The sequence below is a fragment of the Moraxella sp. 179-F 1C4 NHS genome (assembly GCF_045370505.1).
In the GTDB taxonomy this organism is placed as follows: Bacteria; Pseudomonadota; Gammaproteobacteria; order Pseudomonadales; family Moraxellaceae; genus Faucicola; species Faucicola tetraodonis.
Genome location: NZ_JBIQEC010000019.1, coordinates 1 through 14327, shown reverse-complemented (window position 1 = coordinate 14327; position 14327 = coordinate 1). Strand labels below are relative to the sequence as shown.

Below are 14327 nucleotides of genomic sequence, written 5' to 3'. Positions count from 1 at the left end.
ATGTTGACTCAATTTAGTAGCGGCAATGACAATGCCTCAGGCGTTGGGAAAAAAGTATTCAAATCAGTCTAGGGATTGCAGGATTGATACTGGTTATTGACTGTGGGCTATTGCTGGCCAATCGTGTTTTTCATATTGGCACCCTAGTGCCATTGGGCATAGGGCTAATTTTTTTAGGCCATGCGATATATTGGGAACGTATCCAACTTTATTTGGCGTCACAGCCGTCATTAAAAAAACTATGGCAGCTGGTTTGGCTACTATTTTTTGTCTGGTTAATAAGTTTTTGTGTCTTTGTCAGCTATTTAAAACAGCACTTCAACACCGATAGCCATCCTAAAGCAGCGCAAGCGATTATTGTCTTAGGCGGCGGAACAAAAGATAATAAGCCGACCGATGCGGTAAAACTGCGTTTGGATAAAGCCTCTGAAGTCATCAAGCGTTTTGTAAACGCACTTGTGATAACCAGTGGTGGTTTTGACGCTGGGGAGGATGTCAGTGAAGCCAAAGCGATGGCGGACTATTTACATGACACCTATGGCATCAGCTTGGCGCATATTGCGCTTGAAGAACAAAGCACCAGTACCGAGCTTAACTTTGTCCATAGCAAAAAGATTTTAGCGCAGCAAGGGATTGCCTTAAACCAACCGATAATCGCAGTCACCAGTGATTTTCACACCTTGCGCGCAAGCCTTATTGGCAAACGACAAGGATATACCAATTTACAGGTGGTCGGGTCTGACACCCCTTGGTATATCCGCCCAAATGTGTGGTTCCGTGAATATTTTGCTTTTATCAGCGGTTGGCTACTCGATGAGTATTAAGCCACCCACGTGCCATTTTGTAAGGCTAATTGCTTATCCGCCAACTGTGCCAATTGCCGGTCATGGGTGACCATCAATAGCGCGGTATTAAAATCTTTTTGTAGCTCTGATAGGATTTCAAACACCGCCTGTGCATTGGCATAGTCTAAATTCCCTGTGGGCTCATCAGCCAGTATCAATGAAGGCTTTGTCACCAGCGCCCTAGCAATCGCCACACGTTGACGTTCACCGCCAGACAGCTCGCCTGGGCGATGGGTCAGCCGATGCCCCAACCCTACTTTTTCCAGTAATTCAATAGACTGTTGACGCGCCACTGCAATTGGCACTGCTTTTCGCATCAATAGCGGCATTGCCACATTTTCAATCGCAGTAAACTCCGCTAACAAATGGTGAAACTGATAAATAAAGCCCAAATGCTGGTTACGAAGCTCACCGCGCTGGGTTTCATTGAGATCATTGATGCGCTGCCCATGTAGCCAAACCTCCCCACTGGTCGGCACATCTAACCCACCCAAGATATGTAGCAAGGTACTTTTACCTGACCCGCTCGTGCCAACAATGGCGATGCGCTCGCCACTGTTAATACTGATATCCAAATGATTGAGCACATTCGTGGTGGTTTTACCATCTTGATAGGTCTTGGTGATATTGTTTCCTGTTAAAATCGCCGTCATGGCTCACTCCTATTCATAACGCAATGTTTGAGCCGGTTGAATGCTAGCTGCTCGGCGTGCTGGATAAATGGTTGCCACAAAACTTATTACCAGTGAGGCTGCCACGATGATGGATACGTCTTTCCATTCAAGTTGTGAAGGTAAATAGTTGACAAAATAGGCATCAAATAAATGTAACCCAAATAAATTATTGATACCGCCTACCACATCGCTCACGGTCAACGCTAAAATCACGCCCAGAATAGTTCCCGCGACGGTACCAATCACCCCGATAAACAATCCTTGCACCATAAACACTTGGGTGATGAGCTTAGGCGACGCACCAAAGGTTTTTAAAATCGCAATGTCCGCCTTTTTATCAGTCACCAGCATCACTAAGGATGAGACGATGTTAAATGCAGCAACCAAAATAATCAAAAACAGCAATAACCCCACCATGGCTTTTTCCATTTGAATCGCACCAAATAAATTCCCATGCGTCGATGTCCAGTCACTAGGCATGAGCATATTGGGTGCAAGGCTCGCGGCTTGCTGAGCCACTTGGGGTGCGGCAAACAAATCCTTTAGCTTCATGCGAATACCTTGCGCCCCCGCAGGCAGACGCAATAACGTAGCCGCATCATTCATCGGGATGAATGCCATAATATTGTTGACTTCAGGGCTAATGTCATACACCCCAGTGACGGTAAAACGCTTGAAGCGCGGAATCACGCCAGCAGGCGATGGCGAAGCTTCTGGCAACACCAAAGTGACCATATCGCCTTGTTTCACCCCCAGTGAATCCGCCATTTGCTTGCCAATCACAATGTCAAATTGACCTGCTTTTAGACTATCGACACTACCACTTTCCATATGCTGATGAATAATCGAGACTTTTTTCTCATAGCTTGGCTCAATACCTGTCACCATGATACCTGCGACTTGTCCATTCGCGGTGAGCATACCCTGTAATTGGATAAAAGGTGCGACGGCTTCAACTTTGGGGTTTTTTTGAATCGTTTGCGCCAGTGTCTGCCAGTCTGGGATAATTTCACTCGCAGTGACAGTGGCTTGCGGCACCATGCCCAAAATACGACTCTTGAGTTCGCGGTCAAAGCCATTCATCACCGATAACACGGTAATGAGCACGGCAACGCCAAGCGTCAAACCCACCATTGAAATCAAAGAAATAAAAGAAATAAATCGGTTACTTCGCTCAGCACGGGTATACCGTAATCCTAAAAACAAAGCCAACGGTCGAAACATAGCATTCCTAAAAATTATCACTATTTTGATGATACAAGCAGGCAATGAAATAGCTTATTTCAAAACCATTATTCAAGCCTGCTAAAAGCGTGTTAGTCTGACACATTTTTTTACCGTTTTGGCAAAAGTTTTTTTGCAATTTTGCTAAAAATTCGCAGAATCAAACATATCTGCGCAATAAATTGTGGATGTTTTAAGCAAAATAAGGTGAAAAAATTCTGCATGTCCCCATTAACATAGCAGAATTAAATTTCATCCCTGCTTAATCAAGGGTTAATCCATTATTAACAGATAGGTTAATAGGTGATACTCGTTGACTTAACCGAGATGATTTGAAGGCTGATATTAGCCTATTGATAGCTGATAATGTAATCATTAAAATTTTGATAAATATCGTGACAGCTGTTTAGTTTATTAAGTTTGTTTGCAACATAAGCCTGTTGTTACTGATAAACCTGTTGTTACTTAAAGGACGTCTTATGACCAATACTCACCAACCCCCTTCTTCAAATGCCCCCAATACGATTAGTCTAAACTGTGATCAAGTGGTTGGTCATGCAGATCACTGGTCATGTTTTACCAACAATATTCCCGATGACGTCCCAAATTGGTTGCAATCGCATATCGATACTGCCACCATGCCTACCCCACTAAAGACTACCAACGCCACGCCTTCGCATATTTTACTATCGGGTAATCAGCCAATTCATGTCAATCAAGTGATTGAAATTGATAGTAATCGCTCACCCAAACGTTTGATTAATGCGTTTCCTTGTGTCAATAGTCCTTATGGGCAATGGGTCACTATTGAAGGTGTCTATAAATGTGACAATCAGATAGAGGCGATTTTGCGCTTAAAAACTGATGACAATACCGTGCTGTATGTATTTGACCAGTATTATGCCATCAATGCGCACAACTATGAAAAAAATCACCGCTACTTAATCAATCTGAGTGCATTTGCTTACAACGTAAGCTTGAGTAACCGCTCAGAAACCATTGTGGTTGATGACCCTGAAGCGATTCGCTATCACCGCGCTTTTAATGATATTTTGACCAAAAATAATAACGTTGCGCCAAAAGACCTTGAAGCCCAAATCGCCGCTTGGCAACCTAGCGAAAACGACTTGCCGCTGGAGCCAATTGAAATCAACGTAGGACACATGTGTGCTTATTTATTTGGTGAAACCATCGGTCAACAAGATGAAGCTTGGTGCCAAGGTCAAATTATTGGCAAACAGACTGCCAGCTTTAATGGCGTTGAATTTGTATTGCTTGATGTGGTGATATTACGTGAAAGCCTTGATAATCCTGTTGTTATTCGTTTAGCGGTCAATGCCGATAACATCGATTCAACTATTCAAGTCAACGATTATATTCAAGCCAATATTTGGCTACAGGGGACTATTTTTATGGAAAACCAGAAAAAAGCAGCCACCAATTATAGAGCGTTTTAAGCTTTTCCCCACTAAAATTATTGATTAATTTTCTTGAAGCCACTGCCCACTATGACAGTGGCTTTGTTATTTTGTAAATAAATGTAAATTTAGCGCGTTATTTTATTTAATTCATTGAATTGACTACAATTTTATATTATCGTTATTTTAAATTTGATTTTAATCAATTTTTATCCATCAACGTCATAAATTCTATAGCGGCTCAGCCATAAATCCTATGGCGGCTCAATAGCCTAACCAATATTATCCGCTAACGATTATGAATGTTCTATCAGTTATTTTGGGAAGATGACCCATGCCAAATCAGTCGACTAAATCCGCAGTTTCTACTTCAGACGCTATCCAAGCCCAGACTGGATTGGTAAATCACAGCCCACTCCCACTATCTGCTCAAACTAGCTCAGTTAATGGTCTGATGGTTTATAGTTTGCTACTGTACCCCACCCAAGCACGCGATAAAAAAAATCACCGAATGTTATCGATGATTTTCTTTGTGCTCGGGGTGTTAGTGATATTTCGCTTAACACACGGATAATGCGCGCAATATCCAAAATTATTTAATCAGCCCATTTACACTTGTGTATTGGCTAAGATGTCTTTGAAAAGCTGTTTTTGCTCAGCGCTTGGGCTTGCGGTTTGGATAGACATTAATTGTCCCATATCGCCTTCGACGCGGATTTTGCCAGCCATGAAGGCTTCCATCGCACGGTTCATATCACGATCTAAAAAGATTGCTTTTAAGGTATCGGCATCAAGTTTTAAGGTGGTTAAAGCGCCATCTTTCAAACCTTGATGAATTGTCCCATCATAAAAAGCTGCATTGACTTCTTGATTGTCGCTATCCGTGACTTGTAAATTAATTGACATATTTTTAATCGCGGGTGGTAGATTTAAGTCACCTGCTTTGTTGGTTAATTCGTCAACTTTATCAAACCATTCTTGTGTTAAAATTTTAGCCATTTTAAATCCTCATTATCGTTAGTTGTATTAGAACTTGTGCATCTTACCGAGATTTTGTATGAATGACAATTCTCTAACGCATAATAAACCTATTTGTAGAGCAACGATAATGGCGCTCGGTTAGCGATTTTTAGCATTGTTACTAGATAGTGTATGGGATGTTAAAAAAATCCCCACAATTTACATGGTTTTTTTTATTTTTCATATTATAATAGTTGGTATGTAATTTTTTTTGCGCTATGAACGTTACATTAGATGATATTTAGCAAAGATTAAGTTACAATACTTGGTGAGAATCGTGAGTTTGAGCCTATTTTACTGCTTGTAAATTTACTGTTTTGCGTCAAGATTTAGCCGCTAATTTCTTTAAAATTCATCGTGAAACTAGCCACTAAACAGTTAGCCTATCTTATAAAAAAATAACTAGCGCCAACGTATCTGACCTGATAGTTTTATTGACAGGCACAAAGGAGATTTCTGCTTAAACTTGTTGATAATATAGGCTGTAAAGGAAATCATCGAATGAATTTACAAAACACAGCAATACCTATTACCGATGATTATGAAGTGGACATCATTAAGTTGTTCTCAATCATGGCGGTAGTATATGGTATTATCGGTATGGCAATTGGGGTGTTCATTGCATCACAATTGGCATGGCCTGCCCTCAATTTTGGTATCCCTTGGCTAACATTTAGCCATTTGCGTCCATTGCACACCAACGCGGTGATTTTTGCATTTGGTGGTTGTGCGTTATTCGCAACTTCATATTATATCGTTCAAAGAACGTGTAAAACGCGTTTATTCGCACCTTATCTAGCCTGGTTCACCTTTTGGGGATGGAATCTTGTTATTGTTGCCGCAATTATTACCCTACCTTTGGGTTTAACCTCAGCGAAAGAATATGCTGAGCTTGAATGGCCCATTGATATTTTAATTGCCGTGGTGTGGATATCTTATGCTATTGTGTTTTTTGGTACGTTATTGAAACGCAAAACCTCGCATATCTACGTTGCTAACTGGTTCTTTGCGGCATTTATTTTGACCATTGCGTTACTCCATATTGTCAATAGTATGGCAATCCCTGTGAGCTTCTGGAAGTCGTATTCGTTGTTTGGCGGTGCAACTGACGCTATGGTGCAATGGTGGTATGGTCACAACGCCGTAGGTTTTTACTTAACAGCCGCGTTTTTAGGTATGATGTATTATTTTGTGCCTGTACAGATCGGTCGTCCTATTTACTCCTATCGTTTATCTATCATCCACTTTTGGGCGTTAATCTCGTCTTATATGTGGGCGGGTGGTCACCATCTTCACTATTCAGCACTCCCTGACTGGGCACAGTCTTTAGGGATGGTATTCTCTATCATTTTATTTGCGCCTTCATGGGGCGGTATGATTAATGGTGTACTTACCTTATCTGGTAGCTGGGATAAACTTCGCACAGACCCTATTATTCGTTTCTTGATTGTTGCACTGTCATTCTATGCGATGTCAACGTTTGAAGGTCCGATGATGTCAATCAAAACCGTCAATGCGTTATCCCACAATACTGACTGGACCGTTGGTCACGTGCATTCTGGTGCGTTAGGCTGGGTTGGTATGATTACCGTTGGTTCATTATATGTATTGATTCCACGTCTTTGGAACAAACAAAAAATGTATTCAACTGACTTAATCACCGCGCATTTTTGGCTGGCTACCGCAGGTACTATTTTCTACATCGTATCGCTTTGGATTTCAGGTATTGGTCAAGGTATGATGTGGCGTGCTACAAATCCAGATGGAACGCTAGTGTATAGTTTCGTTGATACTGTCTTGTTCTCGCACTATCCTTACATTGGTCGTGCATTTGGTGGTTTCTTGTATGTCTCAGGTATGGTCGTCATGGCTTACAACGTCTACAAAACCATCACGATGCCAAGCACTAAAACTGTTGAAGTAGCGGATACCACTACACCTGTAGTAGAAACTGCTACCGCAAAACAGATTTAAGGAGAGACTCATGAAACTCAATCACGAAATTATTGAAAAAAACACGGGTCTTTTAGTTATCCTAATCGTTGTGTCTATCAGCTTTGCCACTTTGGTAGAAATCGTGCCATTGATTTATACCAAAGAGGTTAACCAACCTTTGCCCAATATGAAGCCATGGACCGCACTTGAATTAGAAGGTCGTGATATTTATATTCGTGAAGGCTGTCACGTCTGTCATACCCAAATGGTTCGTCCTCTTCGGGCTGAAGTAGAACGTTATGGACCTTATTCGCGCGCTGCTGAATCCGCTTGGGATCATCCCTTCTTATGGGGGTCCAAACGTACTGGACCTGATCTTGCGCGTGTCGGCGGACGCTATTCTGATGACTGGCAACGTGAACACTTGATTAACCCACAATCATTGGTACCTGAATCTGTAATGCCACCATTTGCTTGGTTAGCAAAAAATGACGTTAACCCTGAAGAAGTACAAGCAAAAATGCGTCTATTCCGCGACCATTTCGGTGTGCCTTATAGCGATGCTGATATTGCAGGTGCACCTGATGCGGTACAAGGTAAAACTGAGCTCGATGCTGTTGTTGCATATTTACAACAACTGGGCACTGCAATGAAAGGTCAACGTTAATGTTGGGCACATTACACAGTATCGCAACGGTCGCAGCGTTTATCGCTTTTATTGCGATTGTTTGGTGGGCTTACTCGCCAAAGAATCGCAAACGATTTGAAGAAGATGCAAAACTTGCGTTAGATGACGAAGACCTAACAGGTGCATCACAACGCAATAAGGATAAAAAATGAGTGGATTTTGGAGTTTTTGGATAACCCTATTTTCCATCGCTTGTTGGGCTTGGATTTTGTTCTGGTTAGTCGGTGTATTGGGTTATCGCCCAAACATGTCGGATGACGGTACTACAGGCCATGAATACGATGGTATCCAAGAGTTTGACCGTCCATTACCAAAATGGTGGTTAGCAATCTTTTGGGGTTCATTAGCTTGGGCACTACTATACATGCTATTGTTCCCATCAGTAATGCCAGGCTCATGGAAAGGTATCACTACGGTAAAAGTAGATGGTCAAGATGTTCCTTGGACCAGTGCTAATGAATTAGCATCCGATCTTGAGCGCAATAATGCTGTATTTACTGGCACGTTCAATGATAAAATCTTAAAAGACAAAGCAGTAACGGCGCAAATTGACAGCCTTGCTAAATTACAAGCGCAGCAAGCTAAAAATGCAGAGCCCAATGCTGAATTAAAATCGCAGATTGATAAAGGTATTGTAGGACTGGCGCCTGCCGTTCTAAAACTCTCTCAAGATCCGCAAGCGATTAAAATTGGTCAGCGTTTGTTCTTACAAAACTGTTCAGTGTGTCATGGCTCACAAGCGCATGGTGCACCCGGTTATCCAAACTTGACGGACAATGACTGGATTTATGGCGGTACACCCGATAAAATCTTGTTAACCCTTAATCATGGTCGCGTCGGTGGTATGCCAGCTTGGAAAGCGCAGATTGGTGAAGATGGTGTTCGCGCTGCAGCTGAATACGTACTATCACTATCACCCGGTCATGGTTCAAAAGAGAATGGTCAGTTGAACCAAACTTTGGTTAATCAAGGCAAGGGTATTTTTGATGCCAACTGTGCGGTATGTCATGGTAAAGATGGTAAAGGTAACCCTGATGTCGGTGCTGTTAACTTAACGGATGACACGTGGTTGTATGGTGGCGACCGGGAAACAGTTCGTACTACGATACGTAATGGTCGTGCCGGTGTGATGCCACATTGGGATACCAAACTGGGTAACGAGCGTATTATGTTATTGGCAGCGTATGTTTATTCATTAAGCGATCACAAACAAGACGCTTCTGTGATGACGCCACAAACTATCGTTAATAAAGAACGTGGTGCAGCCTCTACCCCAGTTGAAACTGCCAATGCGGTAAAATCTGCGGTTGCTAGTGCGGTAAAATAATTTTTACCCGCCACTTAAAAAAGCGAGTTTTAATCACTCGCTTTTTTATTGCGGATTGACTTTTCCTTGTCCCTCTTTACCTGCTTAGTTTTTCACTTGCCTAGTTTTTCAAAGGCAGTTTCATCAAAACCAATGATTAACTCATTGTCTGAGACGACAATCGGGCGCTTAATCATACTTGGCTTAGCTATCATCATATCTAACGCGGCATGCACATCTTGCTTTATTTGGGCTTTTTGCGCATCGCTAAGTTTACGGTAGGTTGTGCCTTTGGTGTTTAATACCTTATCTATACCTGCTCGCTTTACCCAATGGGCTAATGTCGTTTTGTCTATCGCCTGTTTTTTATAGTCAAAAAATTCATACTCCAAACCCAGTGCGGTTAATTTATCAAACGCCTTTTTCATGGTGCTACAATTTTTGATACCGTAGATGGTGATGCTCATATTGGCTCCTTTTTTTATCGCAATTTTTACGGTTTTAGGCTATGCTATGGGGCTTAAAATACTTTCCCATTCAAATACTGCAAATTCAGACCATTATGAGTAATTCAGCTTTAACCAGTCAATACCAACCTCAAGTTATCGAGCCCGCCCAACAACAAAAATGGGAACAGCAAAATCGTTATCAAGTAAACAACGCGGCATCAGATAAGCCGTCACGCTATTTGCTGTCTATGTTTCCCTACCCCAGTGGTAAACTGCACATGGGGCACGTGCGCAACTATACGATTAGTGATGTGTTGAGCCGTTACTATCGGTTAAAGGGTTATGAAGTATTGCAACCAATGGGCTGGGATGCGTTTGGTATGCCTGCAGAAAATGCAGCGATTGCCAACGCTGTTGCCCCTGCTGCGTGGACGTTTTCAAACATTGATAACATGCGCGCGCAGCTCAAATCATTAGGACTATCGATTGACTGGTCACGTGAATTTGCCACTTGTACGCCAGAGTATTACAAGTGGGAACAATGGCTATTTGTACAACTGTTCAAAAAAGGCTTGGTATATAAAAAACTCTCAACGGTGAATTGGGACCCTGTTGATAATACCGTCCTTGCCAATGAGCAAGTGGTGGATGGTCGCGGTTGGCGCTCAGGTGCGCTAATTGAAAAACGCGAAATCCCCATGTATTACTTTAATATCACCGCCTATGCAGACGAGCTGTTAAATGATTTGGATAGGCTAGAAGGTCATTGGCCACAGCAAGTGATTACCATGCAGCGCAACTGGATTGGTCGCTCTGAAGGCATGGAAATTCATTTTCCCTATACCTTAAATGGTGAACAAAAAACCCTAGATGTGTTCACTACCCGTCCTGATACCTTAATGGGTGTGACTTATGTATCGGTGGCAGCTGAGCATCCACTGGCAAAACACGCGGCCGCGACCAATCCTGCCTTACAAAGCTTTATTGAAGCCTGCAAAAAAGGCTCAGTTGCCGAAGCAGACTTAGCCAAAGCTGAAAAAATGGGTATGGATACGGGTCTGACTGTCACCCATCCGTTGACCGGTGAGCAAGTGCCTGTTTGGGTCGCGAACTACGTATTAATGAGCTACGGTTCTGGCGCTGTCATGGCAGTCCCTGCGCATGATGAACGCGACTTTGAATTTGCCAATAAATACCAGTTACCTATCAAACAAGTGATTGACCTAGACGAACAACATAAGCAAGGTCAACAGTTTGATGCGACGACTTGGCAAGACTGGTATGGCGATAAGCAAAATGGCGTGGCTATTAACTCGGGTGAGTTAGATGGTTTAAATTTTAAACAAGCCTTTGACAACATTTTAACCCAACTTGAGCCAAAAGGCTTGGGTAAAAAAACCATCAATTATCGGCTACGCGATTGGGGGGTATCTCGTCAGCGTTATTGGGGTTGCCCAATTCCGGTTATCAACTGTACAGACTGCGGTACAGTACCTGTCCCTGAAAGTCAGCTGCCTGTGGTATTACCTTTAGATGTGGTACCCGATGGACGTGGCAATCCCCTCAACAACCTTGCTTCATTTACCGATGTCAACTGCCCATGTTGCGGTAAGCCTGCCAAACGTGAAACCGATACCTTTGATACCTTTGTAGAATCAAGCTGGTATTACGCGCGTTTTGCCTCACCCAATTATACCGAGGGGATGATTAATAAAGTCGCGGCCGATAAATGGCTACCTGTGGATCAATATGTAGGTGGTGTTGAGCACGCCGTGTTACACTTACTATATGCGCGTTTTTTCCACAAACTCATGCGTGATGAAGGCTTGGTGCAGGGTGATGAACCTTTTGCTAATTTACTCACCCAAGGCATGGTCTTGGCGGGTACTTATCTTCGCGAAAATGCCGATGGTAGCAAATCCTATTACTTTCCAGAAGAAGTTGATATCCGCTACAACGACAAAGGTCAGCCCATCGAAGCGACCTTAAAAGCCGATGGTCAGCCTGTCAAAATTGGCAAAATCGAAAAAATGTCGAAGTCAAAAAACAATGGTGTCGACCCCCAAGCGACTATTGATCAATATGGCGCAGATACCGTTCGACTTTACACCATGTTTACCGCGCCTGTCGACCAGACGCTTGAATGGATTGACGATGGGCTAAAGGGTCCGTATAACTTTTTGAAAAAAGTCTGGCGTTATACCATCGAGCATGCCGAAACATTGGCACAACAATCTTTAACCGCAGCAACGCTATCGGTGAGTGACGCCCAGTCGCTTAGTAAAGCCGCTAAAAGTTTACGTCGTAAAACACATGATACTATCGGCAAATTAGATGACGCCTTTGGCAAAAATTTGGCGCTCAATACGCCTGTGTCATTTTTAATGGAATTGTCGAACGAACTCACTGCGTTTGACATTCGTTCAGACAGCGATTTGGCGGTAGCCAATGAAGCACTTATAACATTATTGACCTTGCTCACCATGTACGCGCCGCACATGGCAGAAGTCCTACTTGAGGAGTTAGGGATTGATGTGATGACACTAACCTATCCAACCGTTGATAGTTCAGCCTTGGTACAAGACACTATTACCATGGTGGTGCAAATCAACGGCAAAATCCGAGGTCAAATGGAGGTGGCGCCAAACAGTGACAGCGATTGGTTAAAAGCCGAAGCGAAACAACTCGACAGCGTCGCTAAATTTATCACCGGCGATATCGTCAAAGAAATCGTGGTGCCCAATAAACTGGTCAATATTGTGGTAAAAGCCTAATTGATTATAAGGGCTTATTAGCAACCTAAGCCCTTTTTGACCTTAAAGCTTTATCTTGCAGCTTTATAATAAAGCGTTATCACAAGAAATCCCGACAATCATAGACAGGTAACTATATGAATCAGCCATTTCTTCGTATCCTCCTAAGCAGTGTGTTACTGACGCAGCTACCTGCCTGTGGTTTTCATCTACGCGGGTATGATGCGCCCATGTCACAGAATATCCCGACCACTGAGCTGATTTTTCACAATAGCCCAGAAGACTATGCGGTCAAAAATTCGTTAAAAAAACAACTCCACCAGCTAAGCATCAATACCCAAGATAGGGTAATTGATAAAAATGCAACCACCCAATCAAATACTACCTTGCCTGCCAGTATTGAAGTCAAAAACATTCGCCTGCAAAACTACCAGCTACGCGGTATTTTGACCGAAATTCGCATGGTACTAAGCGCAGAGGTAAGCTATCGCGCCATTGAAAATGGTCAACCCCGCACGCTGACCAATACGATTCAAGTACAGCGCAGCTATCAGTATGACCAAGGCGTGGTAGCGACCGACAATCCCCAAGCCGAGCAAATTAAAGTATGGTTGTATGATAACCTGGCGCAGCGTATTGCTGACCAATATGTCGCACTGAGCCTTCCAAAAATCACCAAAGTGCCGACCGCAACTACCCCCTAACCCTACCTAACCTAATTGATAATACGCTGATGCAGTACAATTTTTTAAATGCCTTTCAACATCTCAAAAATAGGCAAGACCCAGCCACTGGCCTGTGGCTAATGCATGGCGATGAAGATTTGCTGTCACAGTGGCTGATAGAAAAAATGTCGCCCAATTGGCGGCAGCATAATATGGCAATTTCGCGCATGGATATTACCAGCGCCAAATCATGGCAAGCGGTTTTGGCAGAGCTGAACAGTCTGTCACTGTTTGACGACAACAAAGCCATTATCGTTCACGGTAATCATAAACCCGATAAAGAGGCGTTAGCAGAATTAGCGCAATTTGCGACGAGCAATCCAAGCAATTGCTTAGTCATTATCAGTGATAAATACGATAAGAAAAGCCAAAGCAGTGCGTTTTTTTCGCTTTGCGATAAATTTGGTCAGGTCATCGAATGTCATCTTTATCAAGAACAGCAACGCGAACAACTGCTACAGCAACACGCGCAAGACTTTGGGCTCGAACTCACCAAACCCGCTTGGCAAATGCTAATGGCACAAACTCAGCATAATTTGCTAGCGGCTTACCAAAGTCTGTGGCGACTCTCCTATCTCTATGCTACAACAGATGCGAATCCCCCTACCCATTTTGTGACCATCGATGAGCCTCAGCTGTTTGATGGGTTGGTGAGTCAATCTATGTTTACCACCTTTGATTTATCGGATGCCATGTTGGCAGGTGATACCGCGCAGGTTGCAAAAATCTTGCAGCAACTCAAAGCCAGTGAAGAACCAGAGAGTCTGGTGTTATGGATGATAGCCAAAGATATGCGCAATATTTTAAGCTTGCAATCAGGGGCAAGCTATCAAAGCCTCGGCATTTGGCAAAGCAAGCAACAGCTGTACAGTAAAGCCCTGCATCGTCATTCCCATGACGCTACCCGAAACTGGTCGGATGCACTGTACCAAGCCGACCAAGCCATCAAAGGTCTGGTGCAACAACCGGCTTGGGAGCTGCTCTACCAACTCGCTTTTCGTCTAGCGGGTCAACCATTATTTCACTAGTTGCTTTAAAAGTTACTTTAAAAGTTGCTTTTAAAAATGCTCCGCAACCTTTGCAATCTTTGCAACCCTTCAAACAACCCGCCCATCAAATTACAATACAATCCACCACCCCCCAAATTTTTAATGCGTTTTTGTTACTCATAACATTCATTTTATAATCCAGCAAGATTATGTGGTTATAATTAACCTGAATTCGACATAAGAAAGGATAAAAAAAAGAAGCCCAACATGCTAAAGTAAGTTCACCACAAACACCTTTAAC

14 protein-coding genes are annotated in these 14327 nt (G+C 43.0%); 10 read left to right on the top strand and 4 right to left on the bottom strand.

The features are described 5' to 3' along the window. The first annotated feature begins 83 nt into the window (after positions 1-83). The gene (locus tag ACH0AB_RS09115) at positions 84-824 is read left to right on the top strand and encodes a YdcF family protein (protein ID WP_406877969.1); all 741 of its coding nucleotides are present in this window, start codon (positions 84-86) and stop codon (positions 822-824) included. Here the strand turns inward: ACH0AB_RS09115 and lolD are convergent. Further along, complete coding sequence (gene lolD, locus ACH0AB_RS09110) at positions 821-1498, bottom strand: lipoprotein-releasing ABC transporter ATP-binding protein LolD (RefSeq protein WP_007115912.1); 678 nt, start codon at positions 1496-1498, stop codon at positions 821-823. The two genes, ACH0AB_RS09115 and lolD, sit on opposite strands and share 4 nt — an antisense overlap. A 9-nt stretch (positions 1499-1507) precedes the next feature. Further along, positions 1508-2743, bottom strand: coding sequence for a lipoprotein-releasing ABC transporter permease subunit (locus ACH0AB_RS09105; protein ID WP_406877968.1), 1236 nt, complete (start codon positions 2741-2743; stop codon positions 1508-1510). Between the two features lie 479 nt (positions 2744-3222). Between ACH0AB_RS09105 and ACH0AB_RS09100 the strand changes: the two genes are divergently transcribed. Together ACH0AB_RS09100 and ACH0AB_RS09095 are read left to right on the top strand one after the other, a co-directional pair. After that, positions 3223-4200, top strand: coding sequence for a hypothetical protein (locus ACH0AB_RS09100; protein ID WP_406877967.1), 978 nt, complete (start codon positions 3223-3225; stop codon positions 4198-4200). 295 nt (positions 4201-4495) lie between these two features. Then, positions 4496-4735 (top strand): hypothetical protein, encoded by a 240-nt coding sequence (locus tag ACH0AB_RS09095; protein ID WP_144917895.1) that lies wholly within the window; start codon positions 4496-4498, stop codon positions 4733-4735. 35 nt (positions 4736-4770) lie between these two features. Here ACH0AB_RS09095 and ACH0AB_RS09090 read toward each other — a convergent pair whose 3' ends face one another. Beyond that, positions 4771-5160 (bottom strand): SCP2 sterol-binding domain-containing protein, encoded by a 390-nt coding sequence (locus tag ACH0AB_RS09090; protein WP_159771189.1) that lies wholly within the window; start codon positions 5158-5160, stop codon positions 4771-4773. A gap of 522 nt (positions 5161-5682) precedes the next feature. On the opposite strand from ACH0AB_RS09090, the gene ccoN reads away from it, so the two are divergent. From ccoN to ccoP, 4 genes are read left to right on the top strand one after another with little or no spacing between them, the layout of a single operon-like run. Next, the gene (ccoN, locus tag ACH0AB_RS09085; protein WP_406877966.1) at positions 5683-7155 is read left to right on the top strand and encodes a cytochrome-c oxidase, cbb3-type subunit I; all 1473 of its coding nucleotides are present in this window, start codon (positions 5683-5685) and stop codon (positions 7153-7155) included. A 10-nt stretch (positions 7156-7165) separates the two neighbouring features. Beyond that, positions 7166-7783, top strand: coding sequence for a cytochrome-c oxidase, cbb3-type subunit II (ccoO, locus tag ACH0AB_RS09080; protein WP_406877965.1), 618 nt, complete (start codon positions 7166-7168; stop codon positions 7781-7783). Beyond that, entirely contained in the window at positions 7783-7956 is a 174-nt protein-coding gene (locus tag ACH0AB_RS09075; RefSeq protein ID WP_050325699.1) for a cbb3-type cytochrome oxidase subunit 3, read from the top strand. Before ccoO ends, ACH0AB_RS09075 begins: the two co-directional genes overlap by 1 nt. Next, positions 7953-9131 carry a cytochrome-c oxidase, cbb3-type subunit III gene (gene ccoP / locus ACH0AB_RS09070; RefSeq protein WP_406877964.1) on the top strand — a complete coding sequence of 393 codons (1179 nt, stop codon included), beginning with the start codon at positions 7953-7955 and terminating at the stop codon, positions 9129-9131. The genes ACH0AB_RS09075 and ccoP overlap by 4 nt, the downstream gene beginning before the upstream one ends. A gap of 92 nt (positions 9132-9223) precedes the next feature. Here the strand turns inward: ccoP and ACH0AB_RS09065 are convergent, their stop codons facing one another. Then, complete coding sequence (locus ACH0AB_RS09065) at positions 9224-9577, bottom strand: Spx/MgsR family RNA polymerase-binding regulatory protein (RefSeq protein ID WP_406877963.1); 354 nt, start codon at positions 9575-9577, stop codon at positions 9224-9226. A 95-nt stretch (positions 9578-9672) separates the two neighbouring features. On the opposite strand from ACH0AB_RS09065, the gene leuS reads away from it, so the two are divergent. From leuS to holA, 3 genes are all read left to right on the top strand, one after another. Then, complete coding sequence (gene leuS, locus ACH0AB_RS09060; RefSeq protein WP_406877962.1) at positions 9673-12333, top strand: leucine--tRNA ligase; 2661 nt, start codon at positions 9673-9675, stop codon at positions 12331-12333. 116 nt (positions 12334-12449) lie between these two features. Beyond that, positions 12450-13016, top strand: a complete 567-nt coding sequence (locus ACH0AB_RS09055; RefSeq protein ID WP_159676522.1) for an LPS-assembly lipoprotein LptE — start codon at positions 12450-12452, stop codon at positions 13014-13016. A 29-nt stretch (positions 13017-13045) separates the two neighbouring features. After that, positions 13046-14065: a DNA polymerase III subunit delta gene (holA, locus tag ACH0AB_RS09050; protein WP_406877961.1), complete on the top strand. Its 1020-nt coding sequence runs from the start codon at positions 13046-13048 to the stop codon at positions 14063-14065. Positions 14066-14327 lie beyond the last annotated feature (262 nt).